This window comes from Variovorax ginsengisoli, from assembly GCF_030486595.1.
Taxonomy (GTDB): domain Bacteria; phylum Pseudomonadota; class Gammaproteobacteria; order Burkholderiales; family Burkholderiaceae_C; genus Variovorax; species Variovorax ginsengisoli_B.
In genome coordinates this window covers 1-21,238 of sequence record NZ_JAUJZH010000010.1, presented here as the reverse complement: position 1 = coordinate 21,238, position 21,238 = coordinate 1, and the positions used below count along the sequence as shown (strand labels likewise).

Below are 21,238 nucleotides of genomic sequence, written 5' to 3'. Positions count from 1 at the left end.
CCATGTTTTCTCGTCGATACTTTCCCCGCCTCGCCGCCGCCCTCGCCCTGGGCACCGCGGTGCTCGGCGCCCAGGCCCAGGCCCTCGAAGGCGGCCCGCTGCACATCGTGGTCGGCTATGCGGCCGGCGGCGCCACCGACCGCGTGGCCCGCATCGTCGGCGACAAGCTGCAGGCCAGGCTCGGCGTGCCGGTGATCGTCGACAACAAGCCCGGCGCCGGCGGCCGGCTGGCGGCGCAGCAGGCCAAGGCCACGCCGGCCGGCCAGAACGTGCTGATGCTCGCCAATCCGGCCGTGATGGTGGTGGCGCCGCTGGTCTTCAAGGACAACGGCTACGACGCCGAGCGCGACTTCGTGCCGGTCTCGCACGTCAACGACTACGAGTTCGCGCTGGCGGTATCGACCGCGGTGCCGGTGCGCGAGCTGTCGCACCTGCTGGCCTGGATGCGGGCCAACCCCGAGAAGGCCAACTTCGGCGTGCCCGCCACCGGCAGCCTGCCGCACTTCTTCGGCCTCATGATGGGCGAGAAGGCCAAGGTGCGGGCCGAGGTGGTCGGCTATCGCGGCTCGGGCCCGCTGCTGACCGACCTGATCGGCGGCCAGGTGCCGATCGCCTTCGACACCTTCGACGTCGACCTGCCGCAGCACCAGGCCGGCAAGATCCGCATCCTGGCGGTTTCGGGGGCCAAGCGCTCGCCCTTCGCGCCCGAGATCCCGACCTTCAAGGAGGCCGGTCTCGACCTGGTCGCCACCGGCTGGAACACCTTCTTCGCGCCGGCGACCATGCCGAAGGACAAGGTGGCGCGCCTGTCGCAGGAAATCCGCGAAGTCATGCAGGACCCGGACACCCAGCGCCGCTTCAAGGACACGCTGATGACGCCAGTGGTCAGCACGCAGGCCCAGACCGAGGCCATGCTCAAGGCCTACCGCGCGCAATGGGCGCCGGTGGTGCAGAAATCCGGCTACCAACCCTGAACCCCATGCAACGACCCAACATCATCTTCATCGTGGCCGACGACCTCGGCCATGCCGACCTCGGCTGCTACGGCGGCCGCGATGCCGAGTTCGGCCCGGTCTCGCCGGTACTCGACGGCCTGGCGGCCAGGGGCATCCGCTTCACGCAGGGCTATGCCAACTCGCCGGTGTGCTCGCCGACCCGCTTCGCGATGATCACCGCGCGCTACCAGTACCGCCTGCGCGGTGCCGCCGAGGAGCCGATCAACAGCAAGAGCCGCGGCAGCGCCACCCTGGGCCTGCCGGCCGACCACCCCACCCTGCCCTCGCTGCTGCGCGGCGCCGGCTACCGCACGGCGCTGGTCGGCAAGTGGCACCTGGGCTATCCGCCCAACTTCGGTCCGCTGCGATCGGGCTACGAGGAGTTCTTCGGTCCGATGTCGGGCGGCGTCGACTACTTCACGCACTGCGATTCGAGCGGCCGGCACGACCTCTGGTCGGGCGAGGAGGACTGCCCGCAGGAGGGCTACCTCACCGACCTGCTGTCGCGGCGCGCGGTCGACTACGTCGAGCGGATGGCGCAGCAAGAGGCGCCCTTCTTCCTGAGCCTGCACTACACGGCGCCGCACTGGCCCTGGGAAACCCGCGACGACGCGGCCAAGGCGCCGGCGGTGAAGGACAACCTGTTCGACCTCTCCGGCGGCAACATCCACACCTACCGCCGGATGATCCACCACATGGACGAGGGCATCGGCTCGATCATGGCCGCTCTCGAAAAGCACGGCATCGCCGACAACACGCTGGTGGTCTTCACGAGCGACAACGGCGGCGAGCGCTTCTCCGACAACTGGCCGCTGGTGGGCGGCAAGATGGACCTGACCGAGGGCGGCATCCGGGTGCCGTGGATCGCGCATTGGCCGCAAGGCATCAGGGCCGGCGGCGTGACCGCGCAGCAATGCATGACGATGGACTGGTCGGCGACGATGCTCGCCGCCGCAGGTGTCGCGGCCGACCCGCGCTACCCGCTCGACGGCGTGTCGCTGCTGCCGGTGCTGCGCGACGCCGGCAAAACCTTCGCGCGGCCGCTGCACTGGCGCATGAACCATCGCGGCCAGCGCGCGCTGCGCGACGGCGACTGGAAATACCTGCAGGTCGACGGCAACGAGTACCTGTTCAACATCCCGGCCGACGAGCGCGAGCGGGCCAATCAGGCAAAGAAGGAACCGGAGCGCCTGGCCGCGATGCGCGCCGACTGGCTGGCCTGGAACGCCACCATGCCGCCGATCCCGGAGGATGCGACGGTGAGCCTGGGCTATTCGGTCAAGGACATGCCGCAGCGCTGAGCCAGCGCCGGGCCGCCCTGCATTAGCTGGCCTGGTAGCGCTGCTGGGGGCGCTGGGCCGATGCGCGCAGGAAGCGCACGGTCTGCGCAAATGCCGAGAGGCCGGCGCCCAGGCGCTTCAGCAGCGGCATGAACACCGACGGTTCGTTGCGGCCCAAGTGGCTGGCGTCGTCGTTGGCCAGCTCGCGTTCGAAGGTGTCGGTGAACTTCGGATTGCGGGGGAAATAGGCGTTGGAGTGGGTCATGGAGGCTATTTTAAGGGTTTACCCTAGATTCAAGCGCTCCCAGTCCCAACAACCCCGGCCAAATCCGGGACTCTGTCACGTTTTCGGCGCCGATTTGGCGGCCGCGACCCAGCGGCTCCGCCATGTGGTTGCCAATGGCGTCACCTTGACTTCGATATCATTTAGATATATCTTTTATAAAATCGATAATGACTTCAAGGACACACATGCGAGATTGCAGACACTTTCTACACGGCAGCCGGCGCGATGAACACGCCGACGGGCTCGGCGGCGGCGGCCGAGCCGAAGCGGGCGAGCACCGCGGCGGACGCGGCGGCGGCCGGATCTTCGGCCACGGCGGCCTGCGCTTCGTGCTGCTGCAGCTGATCGCCGACAAGCCGAGCCACGGCTATGAACTGATCAAGGCCATCGAAGAGCGCCTCGGCGGCCGCTACAGTCCCAGCCCCGGCATCGTCTACCCGACCCTGACACTGCTCGAGGAACTGGGCTGTGTCAGCGTCGATGCCGCCGACGGCGGCGGGCGCAAGCGCTACAGCGTCACCGCGGGCGGCCTCGACTACCTCGCCGCCCATCGCGCGACCGTCGACGAGATGATGGCCCGCATGGCCGGCGGCGTCGACGGTGCCGGCCCGCGCGCCGGCCGTCCGCCGCAGGTCGTTCGCGCCATCGAGAACCTCAAGCTGGCGATGCGGCTGCGCCTCGCCGGCGCCCCCCTCACCGAACAACAGGCCCACGAATTCGCCGCGGTGCTCGACCACGCCGCCCAACAACTGGATCGAATCGGAACCTCATGAACGACACCTCCATCGCTTCGTCCACCCCCGACCGGCTGCCGCGCCGGGTGCGCCACGACCTGCGCTTCCGCAAGCTCGAAGTCCGTCGCGTGCAGCGCCTCACGCCGCACCTGATCCGGATCACGCTTGGCGGCGACGAGCTCGCCGGCTTCACGAGCCCGGGCTTCGACGACCACGCCAAGGTCTTCTTTCCCGATGCCGCGACCGGCCAACTCACGGTGCCCACGACCGGCCCCGAAGGCCCGGTCTGGCCGCCCGGTCCGAAGCCGGCCATGCGCGACTACACGCCGCGCCGCCACGATGCCCAGGCCGGCACGCTCGAGATCGACTTCGCGCTGCACGATGCCGGTCCGGCCACGCAATGGGCCGAAGCGGCCCGGCCCGGCGACCTGGTCGGCGTCGGCGGCCCGCGCGGCTCCTTCATCATCCCGACCGCCTTCGACTGGCACTTGCTGATCGGCGACGACACGGCGCTACCCGCGATCTCGCGGCGGCTGGCCGAACTGCCCGCCGGCGCGCGCGCCGTGGTGCTGGCCGAAGTCGACAGCGAAGCCGACCAAATCTCCTTCGACACCCAGGCCGGCCTCGACCTCCAGTGGGTGCACCGCCGCGGCGCGGAGCCGGGCACCGGGTCGCCGCTGCTCGATGCACTGCGCGGACTGACCCCGCCCGAAGGCGACTTCCACGCCTGGGTGGCCTGCGAGTCCAGCGCCGCCAAGGCCATCCGCGCCCATCTCGTGGGCGAGCGCGGCGCCCACCCGAAATGGGTCAAGGCGGCCGGCTACTGGCGCCGCGGCGCCGCCGCCACGCACGACACCCACGAGGACTGACCGCCGGCGGCTCTCCCCCAAACGCGCTATGCCGCGCGGCCGTTTGACGATGACGGCCCATGGTCCCAGAATTCCAGAAACTGAGTACTTTGGAATTAGGCGGCGCGTGCGCCGAGGGGGTTGAACGATGAGCACCGGAGCTGCGCACTGGCAGATATTGATCGCCGTGCTGACTGGCGCGCTGCTGTTGGCCCTGATGTGGGCATGGCGACGGGTCGCCGGTCGCCGCGAAATGGAACGCCGCATCGAGGCCGCGAGGGTTCGTTCCGGCCATGTGCCGTTGGAAATCCCGACCGTGCGCGGCGGGACCAACCCCTCGGGCGACTCGGTGCCCGACACGCTGCCCGAGTGGTTCATCCAGGGCAAGGGCGAACACGCGATCGTCGACGAGACGCCGCGCATCCGGGTCAGGTACTTCGATGGCCAGGACCGGAAGATCGAGTGCATCCTGCAGGTCGACCAGCTCGACCTGCAGAAGAAGATCATCGTCGGCCACGGCGAACTGCCGGGCGACACGCGGCGCTTGCCCCTGCACCGCATCGCGTCGGCGCGCATCGCCGAATCGGGCCAGCGCTTCAACATCGACACCTGGGTCGAGGCCGTCCGCGTGGCCCGCCGCCGGCGCGGCCAGGCCTGAGCGGCAACCTTCAGCCGACTCGGCGCATCCTGCAGACCGTCAGGGCGTCCCGCCTTGCTGGGGCTTCGGCTCCGCCACCGGCGGCGGTGCGCCGGTGCCGGGCGCGCGGACCCGCTGGCAGATCATCCGGCCGGTCTGCCGGTCCCAGTGGCAGGCCCTGTTGGACTTGGTCGCCGGTGGGGTCGAAGGCTCCGCCGACCAGGCAAGGCCTGCGAAGACGACGGCACCGAAAAGTAGGAGTGGTTGGAGGTGCTTCACGCCGGCAGCTTACTGCAGCCTTTGCGCCTCGCCTCATCATTTGTTGGGACGCGGATCGTCAGGCCTTGCGGATGCCGCCAGCGCGCGCCGGCTCGGGGCGCGGCGCCCGCTTCGCCGGCTTCCTCGGCCCCAGCTGAATGAGGCTCGCCGCTGTCGGCAGGGGCGTCTCGAGGATCCGGGCCATGCCACGCGCGAAGCGCTCGCACCCGGCGTCGAACTCGGCGACTGCCTGGAGGTATTCGCGGCGGGCGGACTTCTTGCTCATGACCCGGAAGTTAGCGCAAAAGGCCGACCCTCGCCGCATTCATTCCGAAGCAAAATGTCACCGGCCCGAGCCACCTACTCTTGAAGGGGATCGACGTGAAGAACGAGATGTCGCTCGCGCAGTTGCGTGGCCAGTTCATCGCCGGCAACGTCCTGCTCGAAAGTCTTCTGCAGTCATTGCCGGTGGAAACGCTGCGCACGCTGTACGCGCGGCACGAAACGAACACCCGGGAGGTCGCTGAAGCGCTCCGGCGTGCCAATCGCTCGCAAGAGGAACTGGACGCCTACAACGACTTCAGCTTGAACAACCAGGTCGTGATCGGCCGCATCTGGCGAAATTCGGCTTAGAGCCCGCAGGATCAGCCGATCACCTCGGGCCATTCGGTGTGGAAGAACCGCCCTTCGGGCTGGTCGGTCCGCTCGTAGGTGTGGGCACCGAAGAAGTCGCGCTGCGCCTGCAGCAGGTTCGCCGGCAGGCGCTCGGTGCGGTAGCTGTCGTAGTAGGCCAGCGAGGCGCTGAACGCAGGCACCGGGATGCCGTTGCCGACCGCCAGCGCGACCACTTCGCGCCAGTTCTGCTGGGTGCGGTTCAGCAGGTCCTTGAAGAAGGGGTCGAGCATCAGGTTGCCGAGCGCGGGGTCGGTGCGAAAAGCGTCGGTGATGCGGTTCAGGAATCGCGCCCGGATGATGCAGCCGCCGCGCCAGATCGCCGCGATGCGGCCGAGGTCGAGGCCCCAGTCCTTCTTGTCGCCCATGGTCTTGATGAGATCGAAGCCCTGGGTGTAGCTGATGACCTTCGACGCATAGAGCGCATCGTGGACCTTGGCCACCAGGGCCTTCTTGTCGAGCGACAGCGCGATCTTCGGGCCCTGCAGCAGCCGGCTGGCCGCCACGCGCTGCTTCTTCTGCGACGACAGCACCCGTGCCTCGACAGCGGCGTTGATGGTGCTGATGACCACCGCGTTCTCGGCGGCGTTGATCAGCGTCCACTGGCCGGTGCCCTTCTGGCCGGCCTTGTCGAGAATGACATCGATGATCGGCTTGCCGGTCTCCGGGTCTTTCTGTCCGAGCGCCTTGGCGGTGATCTGGATCAGATAGCTTTGCAGCTCGCCCTCGTTCCATTCATCGAAGATCGCGGCCATCTCGTCGGTCGAGAAGCCGGCCGCCTTGAACAGGCTGTAGGCCTCGCAGATGAGCTGCATGTCGCCGTATTCGATCCCGTTGTGGACCATCTTGACGTAGTGCCCGGCGCCGCCCGGCCCGATGTGGATCACGCAAGGCTCGCCGTCCACCTTGGCCGCGATGCTCTCGAAGATCGGCTTCATCACTTCCCAGGTGGAGAGCGGTCCGCCCGGCATGATCGACGGCCCCTTGCGCGCCCCTTCCTCGCCGCCCGACACGCCGGCGCCGATGAAGCGCAGGCCCTTGCCCGCCAGGTAGGCGTCGCGGCGCTCGGTGTCGGTGTAGAGGCTGTTGCCGCCGTCGATGACGATGTCGTCCTTGTCGAGCAGCGGGATGAGCTGCTCGATCACCTGGTCGACCGGTGCGCCGGCCTTCACCATGATCTGGATCTTGCGCGGCCTCGCCAGGCTCTGGACGAAGTCCTCAAGCGTCTTGGCGCCGACCAGCTTCTTGCCGGGGTTGGCGGCGACGAAGGCCTCGGTGGTGGCCTCGGTGCGGTTGTAGACGCTGACCTGGAAGCCGTGGCTCTCCACGTTCAGCACCAGGTTCTGGCCCATGACGGCCAGGCCGATCAATCCGAAATCGCTTTTGTCGTTCATCTGTAGATTCTCCGGCCCCTCGCGAAATGGCGCTGGCGGTGCAATTGATACAGATTGTGCGGACGTCAGGTGCCCGCAAGTTGAACCAGACCGTCGAAGACCGTGATATCCCTATTGAAATCAAAGGGATAGCGCAAAAAGGCCTTGCCCATCGCGCGCCTGCGAAGCCCGACCTTTCCGGTCACACGCCCATCACGGCTCGCGGTCGGCCAGAGGCGAAACAAACCACATCCCGAGCCACGCGGCGGGTGCCAACAGCACAGCCGCAAAAAGGAGCTCACCCGACACTTGCTGAAGCCGGTCGGCGACCGTTGGCATCCAAGCTAGTGCGCGCACGCGCCCCGCGCCCAGTGGGGTGAGGCGGCAGGCTACAGCTCCTCTTGGCGTAGACCGTTTACCCAAAGCCGAGCGTGACGCTGCTCGCGACTCTCGAAGCGATTCGTAAACCGATGGATCGCGGGCCGCTCTATCGCCGCGATGGTCATCCAGTCCGTCGTTCCAAAACCCGCTGACTCGTTGCTTCGCTCGACCAATGCAGGACGCAGCGCCACGATCGACTCGACTGGAATGTACGGATCTCGATCCAGGACTCGCAGTGCGATCTTGGCCGCCTTCGGAGAGAGCTCCCGGGCCTTGCGAAGGTAGTAATCCAAGTTCATCGCGCATCTCCTAAGCGTACGCAGGGTCACTTTGCGCTTAGATGGTAGCAACTTCACACACAAAATGTGAACTTTTCACATTTACGGCTTCGAGGTCCCACATTTGGCAAAGCGGCACTGGCGGCCACCCCTGATCGAGGGTCATGTCCTCGATGCCCAGGAAGTCCGAGTGCGTGTCTTGTCTCTGCTGTGAGGTTGTGAAACCGCTTGAGCACGAGGTCAAGGTGCCGCAAGACGAACTGGTTCCGGATCGACGCCCGAGTCCCGCATGCCCCGGAGCACCTCCCATTCGGCCGTCGCCTTCGCGGGCGACACCGCCGGCCAGCGGCCGAGCTTCTCCTGCCGCATCTAGCGGTAGTCCAGGTCCTGGTCGTTGCGGTGGCCTCGAGCCTCAGGCCCGGACAGGCGTCCACCATAATGTGCTGGCCCGGCTGCAAGAGCTTCGCAGTTCGCGCGTCGAAGTGCATGTGAATCACCTGCCAGCGTAGGTTTCCTGATGACCCGTTTCGCCTCCCAGCGCAACTTCCCAAACCAGCAGGTCAAAACCTACGCCCTTTTCGCAAGTGGAGCCAAGTTTTGTTAGGTGTCAGCAAGTTGAATCAGAACGTCGTCATTCGTGACATCCCCAATGAAATCAAAGGGATAGATCGCAAAGCCCTTGCAAATCAAGCACCTGCGAAGCCTGACCTTTCCGGCCACACGCCCATGATGGCGCAGTACCTCGGCCTCAAGGCCGACCACCCCGACACCCTCCTGTTCTACCGGATGGGCGACTTCTACGAGCTGTTCTACGCCGACGCCGAGAAGGCCGCGCGGCTGCTCGACATCACGCTGACCCAGCGCGGCCAGTCGGCCGGCCAGCCGGTCGTGATGTGCGGCGTGCCCTTTCACGCGGTCGATACCTACCTGGGCCGGCTGATCAAGCTCGGCGAATCGGTCGCCATCTGCGAGCAGGTCGGCGAAGTCGGCGCCAGCAAGGGACCGGTGGAGCGCAAGGTGGTGCGGGTGGTCACGCCGGGCACGCTGACCGATGTCGAACTGCTCAACGACAAGAGCGAATCGCTGCTGCTGGCCGTGCATGCGGGGGCGCGCAACTTCTGCGGCCTGGCCTGGCTCAGCGTCACGGGTGCCGAGCTGCGGCTGGCCGAATGCCCGTCCGACGCCCTCGAAGCCTGGATCGCACGGATCGCACCGAGCGAAGTGCTCTACAGCGCCGAGGTCACGCCCGCCTTCGAGCAGCGCCTGAAGGCAGCGCGCGGCGCCACCCCCTTCACCCTGTCGCTGCGGCCGGCCTGGCAGTTCGATGGCGGCCTCGGCGAGCGCAAGCTGTGCGAGCAGATGGGCAGCACCAACCTGGCGGCCTGGAATGCCGAATCGCTCGCCAACGCCCATGCCGCCGCCGCCGCGCTGCTGGGCTATGCCGAACACACCCAGGGCCGGGCGCTGGCGCACGTGCAGCGGCTGGCAGTCGAGCGCGACGGCGAACTGATCGAACTGCCGCCGACCACCCGGCGCAACCTCGAGCTGGTCCAGACCCTGCGCGGCGAAGAGTCGCCGACCCTGTTCTCGCTGCTAGACACCTGCATGACGGGGATGGGCAGCCGGCTGCTCAAGCGCTGGCTGCTGGCGCCCCGACGCGACCGCGGCGCGGCCCAGTCGCGGCTCGAAGCGATCGCCGCGCTGCAGGCCCCGCCGCCCGGCGGCACCGCGGCGCCCTGGCGCACCCTGCGCGACCAGCTCAAGAACACCAGCGACGTCGAACGCATCGCGGCCCGCATCTCGCTCAGACAGGTGCGCCCGCGCGAGCTGCTGGCCCTGCGGATGGCGCTGGCAAAGGCCGGGCAGCTGGCACCCGCCCTGCCCGGTGCGTCGGCGCTGCTGGCGCAACTGGCCGACCAGCTGGCGCCACCCTCCGGCTGCGCCGAACTGCTGGTCGCCGCGATCACCCCTGAGCCCTCGGCCCTGGTCCGCGACGGCGGCGTGATCGCCAGCGGCCACGATGCCGAGCTCGACGAGCTGCGCGCCATCAGCGAGAACTGCGACGACTTTCTGCTCCAGCTCGAGGCCAGCGAACGCGAGCGCACCGGCATCAGCAACCTGCGGGTGCAGTTCAATCGCGTGCACGGCTTCTACATCGAGGTCACGCAGAGCGCGCTGGCCAAGGTGCCCGACAACTACCGCCGGCGCCAGACACTGAAGAACGCCGAGCGCTTCATCACGCCCGAGCTCAAGGCCTTCGAGGACAAGGCGCTGTCGGCGCAGGACCGCGCACTGGCGCGCGAAAAGTGGCTCTACGAGCAGCTGCTCGACGCCCTCCAGCCCTCGGTGGCCGCGCTGACCCGGCTGGCCGGCGCCATCGCAACGCTCGACGCCCTCTGCGCGCTGGCCGAGCGCTCGCATGCGCTGCACTGGCGCGCGCCGAGTTTCGTCGCCCATCCCTGCATCGAGATCGAACAGGGCCGCCATCCGGTGGTCGAGGCCCGGCTGGCCGAGAAATCATCGGGCGCTTTCATCGCCAACGACACCCGCCTCGGCCCCCAGCAGCGCATGCAGGTCATCACCGGCCCCAACATGGGCGGCAAGTCTACCTACATGCGGCAGGTCGCGATCATCGTGCTGCTGGCGTCCATCGGCTCGCACGTGCCGGCCGCCGCCTGCCGGCTCGGGCCGATCGACGCCATCCACACCCGCATCGGCGCGGCCGACGACCTGGCCAACGCGCAGTCGACCTTCATGCTCGAGATGACCGAGGCGGCGCAGATCCTGCACGGCGCCACCGCCCACTCGCTGGTGCTCATGGACGAGATCGGCCGCGGCACCAGCACCTTCGACGGGCTGGCGCTGGCGGCCGGCATCGCCGCCCAGCTGCACGACCGCACGCGCGCCTTCACGCTCTTCGCGACCCACTATTTCGAGCTCACCGAATTCCCGGCCAGCCACCACGGCGCGGTCAACATGCACGTGAGCGCCACCGAGGCCGGCCGCGACATCGTCTTCCTGCACGAGATGCAGCCCGGCCCGGCCAGCAAGAGCTACGGCATCCAGGTGGCTCGGCTGGCCGGCATGCCGGCGGCGGTGGTCAACCACGCGCGGCAGGCGCTGGAGGCGCTGGAATCGCAGCAGACGCAGACCCGCGCCCAGGTCGACCTGTTCGCGCCGCCACCAGTGGCCGAGGCGCCGCTGGCGAGCGCCGTAGAATCCGCGCTGAGTGAGATCGACCCCGATGCGATGAGCCCGCGCGAAGCGCTCGAGGCCCTCTACACACTGAAGAAACTCCAGATGCGCGAGCAGGGCTGATGGCTCGATTCGTGCAAGAAGAACTCATGACCTACTGCGTCGGCATCAAACTCAACGCCGGACTGGTGTTCCTGTCCGATTCGCGCACCAATGCGGGCGTGGACCACATCAGCACCTTCCGCAAGATGATCGTCTACGAGCAGCCCGGCGACCGCGTCATGGTGCTGCTGTCGGCCGGCAACCTGAGCATCTCGCAGTCGGTGCGCGAAATCCTCCAGATCGAAGAGCTGCGCGAGACCAAGGAAAGCGGCGAGGAAAGCCCGCCGATCACCATCTGGAACGCCAAGAGCATGTTCGACGCCGCCCGCGTGCTCGGCTCGGCCGTGCGCCACGTGTACGACCGCGATGCCGAGGCGCTCAAGCACGCCGGGCTGGACTTCAATGTCTCCTTCATCTTCGGCGGCCAGGTCAAGGGCGAGGGCATGCGCCTGTTCCTGGTCTATGCAGCCGGCAATTTCATCGAGGCGACCACCGAGACGCCCTACTTCCAGGTCGGCGAGTCCAAGTACGGCAAGCCGGTGCTCGACCGCGTGCTGACCCCCGAGACCCCGCTCGACGAAGCCGCCAAGTGCGCGCTGGTGTCGATGGACTCGACCATGAAGTCGAACCTGTCGGTCGGCCTGCCGCTCGACCTGGTGGTGTACGAGGCCAACACCCTGCGCACCGACAAGGTGATCTGCATCGACGCCGACAACCCCTACTACCGAATGATGCACAACAGCTGGGGCCAGAAGCTGCGCGAGGTGTTCGACAGCATCGAGGACCCGGTCTGGGACGACGCCTACACCGAGCATCCGCTGAAGATGCCGGCCACGCGGCACAGCCCGCTGCGCAAGATCTCGACGCCCGAAGAAAAGCTGATCTGACCGTGCCCGGCGCCGCCCGCCGGTGCCCCCTTGCCATGCTCCCTCCAGTCATCTTCTCGCACGGGAACAGCTTTCCCGCGAGCACCTACCGCGTGATGCTCGACAGCCTGCGCAACCGCGGCTTCGACGTCGATGCGGTCGAGAAATTCGGCCATGACCCCAAGTACCCGGTCACCGACAACTGGCCGCACCTGGTGCAGCAGCTGGCGGACTTCGCCCAGGCGCGGGCCGACCGGGCCGGCGCCCCGGTGCTGCTGGTCGGCCATTCGCTCGGCGGTTTCCTGAGCCTGATGTGCGCCGCCCTGCATCCGGCGCTCGCCCGCGGGGTGGTGCTGCTCGATTCGCCGCTGATCGGCGGCTGGCGCGCCGGCACGATCAACCTCATGAAGCGCACGCCGCTGATGAAGAGCGTGTCCCCCGGCATGATCAGCCGCAAGCGCAGGAACACCTGGGAGCACCGCGAGGCGGTGTTCGAGCATTTCCGCAGCAAGAAGGCCTTCGCCAAGTGGGACGAACGCGTGCTGCGCGACTACATCGAGCACGGCACCTTCGATCTCGACGATGCGAGCGACGCCGGGCCGCCCCAAGGCGCGAGGGCCCCCTCGGGGGGCAGCGAGGACACGTCAGTGCCGAGCGTGGGGGCCAGTTCACGCGCCTTGAGTTTCGACCGCGATGTCGAGACCGCGATCTACGACACCATCCCGCACAACCTGGGCGCCCTGCTGCGCGCCCATCCGCTGAAGTGCCGCGCGGCCTTCGTCGGCGGCCGCCAGTCGGTCGAGATGAAGCGGGTCGGCATGGCGATGACCCAGCAGGTCACCAAGGGGCGGATCATGATGCTCGACGGCACCCACCTGTTTCCGATGGAAAAGCCGATCGCCACCGCCGCGGCGGTCGAGGCGGCGCTGCGCAACCTGCTCTGACGCGTCGGCGGCGGCCGGCACCGCCGCGGTCCCTTGCTATCATCCCGCCCCATCGGGAGGACGACCTCCCGGACGAGTGGAATCAATTCGGGACGGCCCGGCTTTTTCTTGAAGTGAGGGACACATGGCCTGGATCTATCTCGTCATCGCCGGCATTCTCGAAGTGGCATGGGCCTATTCGATGAAGCTCTCCGAGGGCTTCAGCCGCCCGTGGCCCACGGCCCTCACGCTGGTCCTCATGATCGCGAGCTTCGGCTTGCTGTCGATCTCGATGCGCTCGCTGCCGCTCGGTACCGCCTACACGATCTGGACCGGCATCGGCGCGGTCGGCGCCTTCGTGGTCGGCATCCTGGTACTCGGCGAGCAGGCCAGCCTCATGCGGATCGCCGCCGGCGCACTGATCGTCTGCGGCATCGTTCTGATGAAGCGCTCGTCGCCGCACTGAGCCCTTGCCGGCGTTCAGTCGGCCCAGGTGACGACGCCGCTCCACGCGGTCGCCAACACCACGATCCCGAAGGCGATCCGGTACCAGGCGAAAGGCACGAAATCGTGCGTGCTGATGTAGCGCAGCAGCCAGCGCACGCACAGCCATGCGCTCACGAACGAGAACACCAGGCCGACCGCGAACAGCGGGATGTCGGCCACCGACAACAGCGCGCGCTCCTTGTAAAGGCTGTAGGCGCCGGCGCCGATCAGGGTCGGGATCGCGAGGAAGAAGGAGAAGTCGGTCGCCGCCTTGCGCGACAGCCCGAGCAGCATGCCGCCGATGATGGTCGAGCCGCTGCGGCTGGTGCCGGGGATCATCGCGAAGCACTGCACCAGGCCGACCTTGAGCGCATCCCAGGGCGTCATGTCGTCGACGTTCTCGATCCGCACCGAGCCCGGCGGTCGCCGCTCGGCCCACAGGATGATGAAGCCGCCGATGATGAAGGTGCTCGCCACCACGGTCGGCGTGAACAGGTGGGCCTTGATGGCCTTGCCGAACAGCAGGCCCAGCACCACCGCCGGCAGAAAGGCGATCAGCACGTTGAGCGCGAAGCGCCGCGCCTTCGGCTGGCGCGGCAGCGCCACGACGGTCGAGTGGATCTTGTGCCAGAAGACCAGCACCACCGCGAAGATGGCACCGGTCTGGATCGCGATGTCGAAGACCTTGGCCTTGTCGTCGTCGAAGCCGAGCAGCGAACCGGCGAGGATCAGATGGCCGGTCGACGAGATCGGAAGAAATTCGGTCAGGCCCTCGACGATGCCCATGATGGCGGCCTTGGCCAGCAAAACGATATCCACGCGCGCTCCTTGAAAGAGCGTCGATTATCGCGATCGCGGCGGTCAGGTTCCGTTCAGATCAACACGGCGAGATGACGCGCACCACCACCTCGCGATGGTCCTTGAAGCCCATCCGCTGGTAAAGCCCATGGGCACCTTCGTTGTCGCGCATGACATGCAGGAACGGGGTCTCGCCTCGCTGCAGCTGGCGGCGAATCAGCTTCGCGGCCAGCCGGCGCGCCAGGCCGCGCCCCTGGTAGTCGGGATGGGTGCAGATGCCGCTGATCTCGCGCAACGTGCCGGCGCACATGCGTTCGCCGGCCATCGCGATCAGGCGGTCGCCCTCGAAGCAACCGAAGTAGTCGCCGAGCTCGGGTGTCCGCGGGCCGAAGGGCCCTGGGCGGGTCAGCGCGGCCAGTTCGACCGCCTGGGCCGCATGTTCAGGCCGCAAGGGCGTGGCATCGAGGGCCGGGTCGTCGTCCGGCATCGCGCCCTGCCACACCATCCTGAACATGGTCGAGTCCAGATCGATACGCCAGCCCGCGGGTGCGCTGCCGGACCAGTCCATGCAGTAGAAGTGATCGCCGGGGGCGCAGAACGGTATCAGGTCGTCGAGATCGGGATGGCCGGCATTCGCGAACCCGACGATCGGAGAAAAGCCGGGAGCGTAGCGGCGGGCGCGGTCGGTGCCGGTGGCGAAGCCGGCATGCGGGCCCGAGAGCGTGTTCCAGGCGATGTTGTCGAGCAGCGGGTTCATCGCGTTTCCAGTCGCCGCCGCAGGGCGCGCACCGCGCTGTCAACGGTGGTCAACACCGGCAGCCCCGAGGCCGCTTCGCAGGCCGCCCGGGCGCGTGCCAGGCTGAACTGCGCCAACGCGATGCGGGTGCAGCCGCGCGCGCGCAGGGCCCTGGCCTGGGCGGCGACCAGCGCATCGTGCCGCTCGCCGTCGCCGGCATTCAGGGCCTCGAGCGCGCCCTCGGCCAGCGCCAGTTCGAGCGCCACGCCGGGCGGGAATTCGGACGGCATCGATTCGAGCGTGGGCCCGAAGCTCGCGATCAGGCCCAGCGTGCCGGCGCCGGCCGCGGCCTCCTCGATCATCGCCTCGTTGGGCTTCAGCACCGGCATGCCGGCGTGGCGCCGCGCCACCGCCTCGATGCACGGACCGAAGGCCGAGCAGGTGAAGAGGATGCCTTGCGCGCCGCAGTCGACCGCGTACTGCGCCAGCCGCTGGAAACGCTCGTGCATGGCCTCGTCGAGCCCGCGCCCGCCGCGAGCGAGATCGCCCGACAGGCTGTCGTCGAGCAGGTTAGTGCGCAAGGCCTCGGGCCATTCGCGCGCCAGCGCTTCGTTGATCGGCGCGACCGAATGCGCCAGGGCGTGGATGAGTGCGATACGGGTCATCGGCGGTGCTCAGATCCCCTTCGACGACGGATTCGCGAAAGCGTCCCGGGTCTCGGCGTTGAGCGGGTAGTTGATGTTGATGTTCTTCGGCGGAATGGGCGACATGAACCAGCGGTTGTAGAGCTTTTCCATCTCGCCCGATTTCATCATGCCACCGACCACGCGGTCCACCAGCGCCTTGAATTCGGGATCGTCCTTGCGCAGCATCAGCGACTGGTTCTCGGTGCGCAGGCTTTCGCCGGTGATCCTGAAGTCCTTCGGGCTGCGGGCGTTGGCGATCTGCCCCGCCAGCAGGATGTCGTCCAGCACGAAAGCCTGAGCGCGGCCGTTCTCGACCAGCAGGAAGGACTCGGTGTGGTCCTTCGCCGCGACGTTCGTGACCTCGAGGTTCTTGCCCTTGTCGGCCTCGCGCAGCAGCCGGAACGAGGTCGTGCCGGTGGTGGTGACGACCGTCTTGCCCTGCAGGTCGGCGATGTCCCTGATGCCCGAATCGGCCTTCACCAGCATGCGCACGTTGTAGCGGAAGATGTCGGGCGAGAACGCCACCTGCTTCTGCCGCTCGACCAGGTTGGTGGTCGAGCCGCATTCGATGTCGACCGTGCCGTTGGCCACCAGCGGGATCCGGTTGGCCGAGGTCACGGCCTGGTAGCGGACCTCCAGGCTCGGCATCCGGAGCTCGGTCTTGATGGCGTCGACGATCCGCATGCAGATGTCGATGCTGTAGCCCACCGGTTTCAGGCTGGCATCGAGGTACGAAAAACCGAAGGACGACTCGCGGTAGCCGACGGTGATGGCGCCGCTGGCCTTGACCTTGGCCAGCGTGCCGCCCTCCTGGGCCTGGGCGGTCGTGAGCGGCAGCAGCGTGCAGGCCGCCATCAAGGCGGCGAAGGCGAACGGGGACAGGCGAGCGAAGGCCATGGAGCAACTCCTCGAAACAGGTGGGTGAAGGCGAAGGGGGAATTCGTTGCAGCGCGTCAGCGCAGCGCGGCGCGCGTGACGCTGTCGATCGCGCCGGCCAGCCGCGTCGCGATCTCCTGCAGATCCTGCCGGGTGGCAATGAAGGGCGGCGCCAGCAGCACGTGGTCGCCCTGCCGGCCGTCGACCGTGCCGCCGAAGGGATAGCACAGCAGGCCGCGCGCCATCGCGTCGTTCTTGATCCGGGCGTGCAGCTTCAACCCCGGCGCGAACGGCGACTTGGTGGCCCGTTCGGCCACCAGCTCGACGCCCCAGAAGAAGCCGCGGCCGCGGATGTCGCCCACGTGCGGATGGTCGCCGAGCGCCTCGCGCAGCATCGCGCCGAAGGCTTCGCCGTCATCCCGCACCTTGGCCAGCAGGCCGTCGCGCCGGATCACCCGCTGCACCGCCAGTGCGGCCGCGCAAGCCACCGGATGACCGAGGTAGGTGTGGCCATGCTGGAAGAAACCGCTGCCCTGCGACATCGCCTCGACGATGCGGCGCTGCGCGAGCACGGCGCCGATCGGCTGGTAGCCGCCGCCCAGGCCCTTGGCGACCGTCACCAGGTCGGGCACCACGCCCTCCTGCTCGCAGGCGTACAGCGTGCCGCAGCGGCCCATGCCGCACATCACCTCGTCGAGGATCAGCAGCACGCCATGGCGGTCACAGACCTCGCGAACGGCCTTGAAGTAGCCCGGCACCGGCGTCAGCACGCCGGCGGTGGCGCCGCCGACGGTCTCGGCGACGAAGGCGATCACGCGGTCGGCGCCCTGCGCCAGGATCGCCGCCTCGAGCTCGGCCGCGAGCCGCACGCCGTACTGATCGGCGCTCTCGCCTTCGTGCTGCTCGCGGTACGGATAGCAGGGAGAGACGTGCGTGGCCGGCACCAGTATCGGCGCGAAGGGCTCGCGCCGCCAGGCGTTGCCGCCGACGGCCAGCGCCCCCAGCGTGTTGCCGTGGTAACTCTGGCGGCGGGCGATGAAGTGGGTGCGCTGCGGCTGGCCGATCTCGACGAAATACTGGCGCGCCATCTTGAGCGCCGACTCGACCGCCTCGGAGCCCCCGCTCACCAGGTAGACATGGCTCATGCCCTCGGGCGCGCCGCCGATCAGCTCGTCGGCCAGCTGCTCCGCCACCTCGGTGGTGAAGAAGCTGGTGTGGGCATAGGCCAGGCGATCGACCTGCGCGTGCATCGCGGCGATCACGTCCGGATGCCCATGGCCCAGCGAGGAGACCGCGGCGCCGCCGGAGGCGTCGAGGTAGTCGCGGCCGGCGGCGTCGCGGATCGTCATGCCGCTCGCGGCAATGGCGACCGGCGGGGTGTGGTGGAGATGGCGGTGGAAGACGTGCGTCATGGCGTCGGCTGAATGGAACTAATGTACCGAATGAATTATTGTTTGGAACATTTGTTCCGTCAAGGGATTCTGGAACACCTCCGTTCCATCCGGTACATTCGTTCCAAACCACGACAGGACTTCCATGGGCGTCAAGGACGATCTCCGCCAGCGCTTCGCCGGCCTGAGCCCCGCTCTGCAGCAGGTGGCCAGGTACGTGCTCGACCACCCCAATGACGTGGTCACTCATTCGATGCGCACGATCGGCACGCGCTCGGGCGGCACCCCCGCCACGCTGGTGCGCTTCGCCCAGCACCTGGGCTATGCCGGCTGGCCGCAGTTCAAGGAAGCGGTGGCGTCGGAGATGGGGCTCGGGCCGGAGGCCTACGGCGAGCGGGCCCGCACGCTGGTCGGCCGGGCGACCGACCGCGGCCTGGTCGAGGAGATGTTCGAGGTGCAGCGCCGCAACCTAGAGGCGACGCAACGGCAGAGCGCCGCCTCGTTGCAGAAGGCTTGCGCCCTGCTCGAAAAGGCGGCCACGGTGCATGCCGCCGGCTTCAGGGCCTGCTTCCCGATCGCCTTCTCGTTCGTCTACGTGTACCGGATGTTCCGCACCAGCGTGCAGCTGATCGACGGCCAGGGCGGCTCGCTGGAGATGCAGCAGCGCGCGATGAGCAAGGGCGATGCGCTGGTCGTCGCCAGCTTCGCCCCCTATTCACGCGAGGCGCTGCAGGTGGCCGAGGCCGCCCGGGCGGCGGGCTGCAAGGTGTTGGCGCTGACCGACAGCGCGGCCTCGCCGCTGTCGCTGCTGGCCGACGAGACCTTGCTGTTCGCAATCCAGAGCCCGTCGTTCTTTCCCTCGGTCGCGGCCGGCACGGCGCTGACCGAAGCGCTGCTGGAGCTCCTCGCGAGCCGCGCCGGCAAGCCGGTCGTGAAGCGCATCGACCAGGCCGAAACCCAGTTGTTCGAGTCCGGCGCCTACCTGCAGCCGCCGCGGCTGCGCGGCGCCTGAATCATGACTTGGGCAGCGCGGCCGCGGCGACCGGCTGCGGCGCCGGCGCCATCCACTCGGCGTGCCAGCCGCCACCCAGCGACTGGATCAGCGTGATGGCGGCCACCTGCCGGTTGACCTGAACCTGCAGCAGCGCGCGCCGGCTGTTGAGCGCCGACACCTGCGCCACCACCACGCTGGTGTAGTCGATGGTGCCGGCCCGGTAGCGGTTCAGGAACTGCTGCTCGGTGCGGTCGGCCGCGGCCGAGCTCTGGCGGCGCAGGTCCTCCTGCTGCGCCAAGCTGCCGCCCGCGGTCAGCTGGTCCTCGACGCTCTGGAAGGCGGCCAGCACGGTCTGGCGGTAGCGCGCCACCGTGGCCTCGTGGCCGGCCTTGGCGGCATCGACGCTGGCGCCGATCGCACCGCCGTCGAACACCACCTGCGCGACCGACAGGCCGAGCGACCACAGCGTGTTCGAGGCATTGAACAGGTCGCCGATGCGCGATGCGCTGGTGCTGATGCCGCCGCTCAGGCTGAAGTTCGGGTAGTAGGCCGAGCGCGCGATGCCGATCTGCGCGTTCGCCGCCGCCACCTGGCGCTCGGCCGCCGCGATGTCGGGCCGGCGCTCGAGCAAGGTCGACGGCAGCTCCGCAGGCACGCCGGGCACCGTCATCTTCCACTGGGCCACCGGCAGGCTGAAGTCGGCCGGCGCGACCCCGACCAGCACCGCGATCGCATGCTCGAGCGCATCGCGGTTGCGCTTCAGCGCCGCGCGCTCGGCCTGGGTGTTGGAGTAGAGCGTCTCGGCCTGCAGCACGTCGCTCTGGGCGGCGATGCTGGCGGCATAGCGGTTGCGCGTGATCTGCAGGCTGCGCAGGTAGCCTTCGAGCGTGTCGTCGAGGATCTGCAGTTCGGCATCGGCTTCGCGCAGCGAGAAGTAGTTGGTGGCGAGGTCGCCCACGGCCGACAGGCGCGCCGCCGCCAGGTCGGCCTCGCTGGCCTGTGCGTTGGCCTGCGCGCTGTCGACCGCCTGGCGCAGGCGGCCCCAGACGTCGGGCTGCCAGTCGACGCCCAGCGCGGCCGCGGAGGCGGTGGCGGCCGAGATGTCGCGGCCCCCGGTACGGCGCGCGCTGCCGTCGAGCGTGACCTGCGGGAACAGCGCGGCGCGCTGGCCGCGCACCAGTGCCTGGGCCTGCGCATAGTTGGCGACCGCGGCGGCAATGTTCTGGTTCGAGATCTGGACGCGCGCCGCGAGATCGTCGAGCGTGGCGTCGCCAAAGAGCTTCCACCACTCGCCGCGATCGAAGGCATCGGCCGGTGCCGCGGGTTGCCAGCCGGCAGCGGCCGGGGCCGACTTCCAGGCGGCCGGCGCCGCCACCGGTGGCCGCTCGTAGGCCGGGCCGACGGCGCAGCCGGCCAGCAGCGCCGCCAGGGCCAGTGCCAGGGGAAGGCGGGGGAAAGAACGTGTGGCTGCAGTCATGGATTCAAGGCGATATCGGGCGTGCCGGGCGGGGCGGAATCGGCGCCGCGGCTCAGGGACTTTTCATTGGCGGGCCGCCGGCGCAGCTTGTCGAGCAGCACATAGACGACCGGCGTGGTCAGGAGGGTCAGCAGCTGGCTGGCGATCAGCCCGCCGATGATCGCGACGCCCAGCGGCTGGCGCAGCTCCGAACCCAGCCCGAAGCCGATCGCCAGCGGCAGCGCACCGAGCGCGGCCGCCAGCGTGGTCATCAGGATCGGGCGGAAGCGCAGCAGGCAGGCCTCGCGCACCGCCTCCACGGCGCTGAGCCCGCGCGAGCGTTCGGCCTCGAGCGCGAAGTCGATGATCAGGATCGCGTTCTTCTTGACGATGCCGATCAAGAGGAAGACGCCGATCAGCGCGATGATCGAGAACTCCATGCGGAACATCAAGAGCGCCAGCACCGCGCCGACCCCGGCCGAGGGCAGCGTGGTCAGCACGGTGATCGGATGCACCAGGCTTTCGTAGAGCACCCCGAGCACGATGTAGATCACCACCAGCGCCGCGACGATCAGGAACCACTGCTGGCCCTGCGACTGCTGGGCCGCCAGCGCCGTGCCCTGGAAGCTGCCGCGCACGTTGATCGGCATCGCGATGTCGGCCTCGGCCTGCGCCACGATGCGCTTGGCGTCCGACAGGCTGACGCCGTCGGCCAGGCTGAACGACACCGTGCTGGCGAGCTCGGTGTCCTGGTGGTCGATCGAGGTCGGCACCGCCCGCTCGCCGAGCTTGGCGAAGGCCGACAGCGGCACCATCAGCGTGGTGTCGGTGGCGATCTGCTGCCCGGTGGACGCGGTGCGCAGGGCCGGATTGGCCGGCGGATTCAACCGGTCGTCGCAACACTTTCAATCATGGAGGTGTTTATGGGACGACCCGCGGGGTGGATGCAAAAGTTAACGGGGCGAGGTGCAATGCGCTCACCCGGTG

Annotated in this window: 21 protein-coding genes and 1 pseudogene; 11 read left to right on the top strand and 11 right to left on the bottom strand. The window is 68.3% G+C overall.

Annotation, left to right across the window (positions count from 1 at the left end):
- Positions 1–2 precede the first annotated feature (2 nt).
- Together QZH52_RS15375 and QZH52_RS15370 are read left to right on the top strand one after the other, a co-directional pair.
- Positions 3–974: a Bug family tripartite tricarboxylate transporter substrate binding protein gene (locus QZH52_RS15375; protein ID WP_301810586.1), complete on the top strand. Its 972-nt coding sequence runs from the start codon at positions 3–5 to the stop codon at positions 972–974.
- Between the two features lie 5 nt (positions 975–979).
- The gene (locus QZH52_RS15370) at positions 980–2,296 is read left to right on the top strand and encodes a sulfatase family protein (protein WP_286531376.1); all 1,317 of its coding nucleotides are present in this window, start codon (positions 980–982) and stop codon (positions 2,294–2,296) included.
- Positions 2,297–2,318: 22 nt separating this feature from the next.
- On the opposite strand, the gene QZH52_RS15365 is transcribed toward QZH52_RS15370, so the two are convergent.
- Positions 2,319–2,540 (bottom strand): hypothetical protein, encoded by a 222-nt coding sequence (locus QZH52_RS15365; protein ID WP_301810584.1) that lies wholly within the window; start codon positions 2,538–2,540, stop codon positions 2,319–2,321.
- A gap of 206 nt (positions 2,541–2,746) precedes the next feature.
- Between QZH52_RS15365 and QZH52_RS15360 the strand changes: the two genes are divergently transcribed.
- From QZH52_RS15360 to QZH52_RS15350, 3 genes are all read left to right on the top strand, one after another.
- Positions 2,747–3,334 carry a PadR family transcriptional regulator gene (locus QZH52_RS15360; RefSeq protein ID WP_301810582.1) on the top strand — a complete coding sequence of 196 codons (588 nt, stop codon included), beginning with the start codon at positions 2,747–2,749 and terminating at the stop codon, positions 3,332–3,334.
- On the top strand, positions 3,331–4,164 hold the full coding sequence (locus QZH52_RS15355; RefSeq protein ID WP_301810579.1) for a siderophore-interacting protein: 834 nt from the start codon (positions 3,331–3,333) through the stop codon (positions 4,162–4,164). The genes QZH52_RS15360 and QZH52_RS15355 overlap by 4 nt, the downstream gene beginning before the upstream one ends.
- Positions 4,165–4,291: 127 nt before the next feature.
- On the top strand, positions 4,292–4,801 hold the full coding sequence (locus QZH52_RS15350) for a hypothetical protein (RefSeq protein WP_301810577.1): 510 nt from the start codon (positions 4,292–4,294) through the stop codon (positions 4,799–4,801).
- A 316-nt stretch (positions 4,802–5,117) separates the two neighbouring features.
- Here the strand turns inward: QZH52_RS15350 and QZH52_RS15345 are convergent, their stop codons facing one another.
- The gene (locus tag QZH52_RS15345; RefSeq protein ID WP_301810575.1) at positions 5,118–5,324 is read right to left on the bottom strand and encodes a hypothetical protein; all 207 of its coding nucleotides are present in this window, start codon (positions 5,322–5,324) and stop codon (positions 5,118–5,120) included.
- A gap of 95 nt (positions 5,325–5,419) precedes the next feature.
- Here QZH52_RS15345 and QZH52_RS15340 point away from each other — a divergent pair, with 95 nt between their 5' ends.
- A complete protein-coding gene (locus tag QZH52_RS15340) occupies positions 5,420–5,671 on the top strand; it encodes a hypothetical protein (RefSeq protein WP_301810574.1) in 252 nt (83 codons plus the stop codon).
- An 11-nt stretch (positions 5,672–5,682) separates the two neighbouring features.
- On the opposite strand, the gene gnd is transcribed toward QZH52_RS15340, so the two are convergent.
- Together gnd and QZH52_RS15330 are read right to left on the bottom strand one after the other, a co-directional pair.
- Complete coding sequence (gnd, locus tag QZH52_RS15335) at positions 5,683–7,104, bottom strand: decarboxylating NADP(+)-dependent phosphogluconate dehydrogenase (protein WP_301810571.1); 1,422 nt, start codon at positions 7,102–7,104, stop codon at positions 5,683–5,685.
- Between the two features lie 368 nt (positions 7,105–7,472).
- Entirely contained in the window at positions 7,473–7,763 is a 291-nt protein-coding gene (locus QZH52_RS15330; RefSeq protein ID WP_301810570.1) for a hypothetical protein, read from the bottom strand.
- Positions 7,764–8,468: 705 nt separating this feature from the next.
- Between QZH52_RS15330 and mutS the strand changes: the two genes are divergently transcribed.
- The 4 genes from mutS (at position 8,469) to QZH52_RS15310 (ending at position 13,294) form a co-directional block, all read left to right on the top strand.
- On the top strand, positions 8,469–11,060 hold the full coding sequence (gene mutS / locus QZH52_RS15325; RefSeq protein WP_301810568.1) for a DNA mismatch repair protein MutS: 2,592 nt from the start codon (positions 8,469–8,471) through the stop codon (positions 11,058–11,060).
- A gap of 26 nt (positions 11,061–11,086) precedes the next feature.
- On the top strand, positions 11,087–11,926 hold the full coding sequence (locus QZH52_RS15320; protein ID WP_301810567.1) for a proteasome-type protease: 840 nt from the start codon (positions 11,087–11,089) through the stop codon (positions 11,924–11,926).
- 35 nt (positions 11,927–11,961) lie between these two features.
- Positions 11,962–12,849: an alpha/beta hydrolase gene (locus tag QZH52_RS15315; RefSeq protein WP_301810565.1), complete on the top strand. Its 888-nt coding sequence runs from the start codon at positions 11,962–11,964 to the stop codon at positions 12,847–12,849.
- Positions 12,850–12,973: 124 nt separating this feature from the next.
- Positions 12,974–13,294 (top strand): DMT family transporter, encoded by a 321-nt coding sequence (locus QZH52_RS15310; protein WP_301810560.1) that lies wholly within the window; start codon positions 12,974–12,976, stop codon positions 13,292–13,294.
- Between the two features lie 14 nt (positions 13,295–13,308).
- On the opposite strand, the gene QZH52_RS15305 is transcribed toward QZH52_RS15310, so the two are convergent.
- From QZH52_RS15305 to QZH52_RS15285, 5 genes are read right to left on the bottom strand one after another with little or no spacing between them, the layout of a single operon-like run.
- On the bottom strand, positions 13,309–14,133 hold the full coding sequence (locus QZH52_RS15305) for an undecaprenyl-diphosphate phosphatase (RefSeq protein WP_286531354.1): 825 nt from the start codon (positions 14,131–14,133) through the stop codon (positions 13,309–13,311).
- A 58-nt stretch (positions 14,134–14,191) separates the two neighbouring features.
- On the bottom strand, positions 14,192–14,869 hold the full coding sequence (locus tag QZH52_RS15300) for a GNAT family N-acetyltransferase (RefSeq protein WP_301810556.1): 678 nt from the start codon (positions 14,867–14,869) through the stop codon (positions 14,192–14,194).
- Positions 14,866–15,513, bottom strand: coding sequence for an aspartate/glutamate racemase family protein (locus QZH52_RS15295; RefSeq protein WP_301810554.1), 648 nt, complete (start codon positions 15,511–15,513; stop codon positions 14,866–14,868). The genes QZH52_RS15300 and QZH52_RS15295 overlap by 4 nt, the downstream gene beginning before the upstream one ends.
- Before the next feature lie 9 nt (positions 15,514–15,522).
- On the bottom strand, positions 15,523–16,431 hold the full coding sequence (locus QZH52_RS15290; RefSeq protein ID WP_286531350.1) for a transporter substrate-binding domain-containing protein: 909 nt from the start codon (positions 16,429–16,431) through the stop codon (positions 15,523–15,525).
- Between the two features lie 56 nt (positions 16,432–16,487).
- On the bottom strand, positions 16,488–17,822 hold the full coding sequence (locus QZH52_RS15285) for an aspartate aminotransferase family protein (RefSeq protein ID WP_301810551.1): 1,335 nt from the start codon (positions 17,820–17,822) through the stop codon (positions 16,488–16,490).
- Positions 17,823–17,946: 124 nt separating this feature from the next.
- Here QZH52_RS15285 and QZH52_RS15280 point away from each other — a divergent pair, with 124 nt between their 5' ends.
- Positions 17,947–18,813 carry a MurR/RpiR family transcriptional regulator gene (locus tag QZH52_RS15280; RefSeq protein ID WP_301810550.1) on the top strand — a complete coding sequence of 289 codons (867 nt, stop codon included), beginning with the start codon at positions 17,947–17,949 and terminating at the stop codon, positions 18,811–18,813.
- 1 nt (position 18,814) lies between these two features.
- On the opposite strand, the gene QZH52_RS15275 is transcribed toward QZH52_RS15280, so the two are convergent.
- Positions 18,815–20,272 carry an efflux transporter outer membrane subunit gene (locus tag QZH52_RS15275; RefSeq protein ID WP_301810545.1) on the bottom strand — a complete coding sequence of 486 codons (1,458 nt, stop codon included), beginning with the start codon at positions 20,270–20,272 and terminating at the stop codon, positions 18,815–18,817.
- A pseudogene (locus tag QZH52_RS15270) lies at positions 20,269–21,126 on the bottom strand (efflux RND transporter permease subunit); the annotation flags it as partial. The pseudogene QZH52_RS15270 and the gene QZH52_RS15275, both read right to left, overlap by 4 nt.
- Between the last annotated feature and the right edge of the window lie 112 nt (positions 21,127–21,238).

Bases quoted from the DNA above. Each gene is read 5' to 3' on its own strand.
- QZH52_RS15375 (WP_301810586.1), top strand. From the start codon at position 3: ATGTTTTCTCGTCGATACTTTCCCCGCCTCGCCGCCGCCCTCGCCCTG.
- QZH52_RS15370 (WP_286531376.1), top strand. From the start codon at position 980: ATGCAACGACCCAACATCATCTTCATCGTGGCCGACGACCTCGGCCAT.
- QZH52_RS15365 (WP_301810584.1), bottom strand. From the start codon at position 2,540: ATGACCCACTCCAACGCCTATTTCCCCCGCAATCCGAAGTTCACCGAC.
- QZH52_RS15360 (WP_301810582.1), top strand. From the start codon at position 2,747: ATGCGAGATTGCAGACACTTTCTACACGGCAGCCGGCGCGATGAACAC.
- QZH52_RS15355 (WP_301810579.1), top strand. From the start codon at position 3,331: ATGAACGACACCTCCATCGCTTCGTCCACCCCCGACCGGCTGCCGCGC.
- QZH52_RS15350 (WP_301810577.1), top strand. From the start codon at position 4,292: ATGAGCACCGGAGCTGCGCACTGGCAGATATTGATCGCCGTGCTGACT.
- QZH52_RS15345 (WP_301810575.1), bottom strand. From the start codon at position 5,324: ATGAGCAAGAAGTCCGCCCGCCGCGAATACCTCCAGGCAGTCGCCGAG.
- gnd (WP_301810571.1), bottom strand. From the start codon at position 7,104: ATGAACGACAAAAGCGATTTCGGATTGATCGGCCTGGCCGTCATGGGC.
- QZH52_RS15330 (WP_301810570.1), bottom strand. From the start codon at position 7,763: ATGAACTTGGATTACTACCTTCGCAAGGCCCGGGAGCTCTCTCCGAAG.
- mutS (WP_301810568.1), top strand. From the start codon at position 8,469: ATGATGGCGCAGTACCTCGGCCTCAAGGCCGACCACCCCGACACCCTC.
- QZH52_RS15320 (WP_301810567.1), top strand. From the start codon at position 11,087: ATGACCTACTGCGTCGGCATCAAACTCAACGCCGGACTGGTGTTCCTG.
- QZH52_RS15315 (WP_301810565.1), top strand. From the start codon at position 11,962: ATGCTCCCTCCAGTCATCTTCTCGCACGGGAACAGCTTTCCCGCGAGC.
- QZH52_RS15310 (WP_301810560.1), top strand. From the start codon at position 12,974: ATGGCCTGGATCTATCTCGTCATCGCCGGCATTCTCGAAGTGGCATGG.
- QZH52_RS15300 (WP_301810556.1), bottom strand. From the start codon at position 14,869: ATGAACCCGCTGCTCGACAACATCGCCTGGAACACGCTCTCGGGCCCG.
- QZH52_RS15295 (WP_301810554.1), bottom strand. From the start codon at position 15,513: ATGACCCGTATCGCACTCATCCACGCCCTGGCGCATTCGGTCGCGCCG.
- QZH52_RS15290 (WP_286531350.1), bottom strand. From the start codon at position 16,431: ATGGCCTTCGCTCGCCTGTCCCCGTTCGCCTTCGCCGCCTTGATGGCG.
- QZH52_RS15285 (WP_301810551.1), bottom strand. From the start codon at position 17,822: ATGACGCACGTCTTCCACCGCCATCTCCACCACACCCCGCCGGTCGCC.
- QZH52_RS15280 (WP_301810550.1), top strand. From the start codon at position 17,947: ATGGGCGTCAAGGACGATCTCCGCCAGCGCTTCGCCGGCCTGAGCCCC.
- QZH52_RS15275 (WP_301810545.1), bottom strand. From the start codon at position 20,272: ATGACTGCAGCCACACGTTCTTTCCCCCGCCTTCCCCTGGCACTGGCC.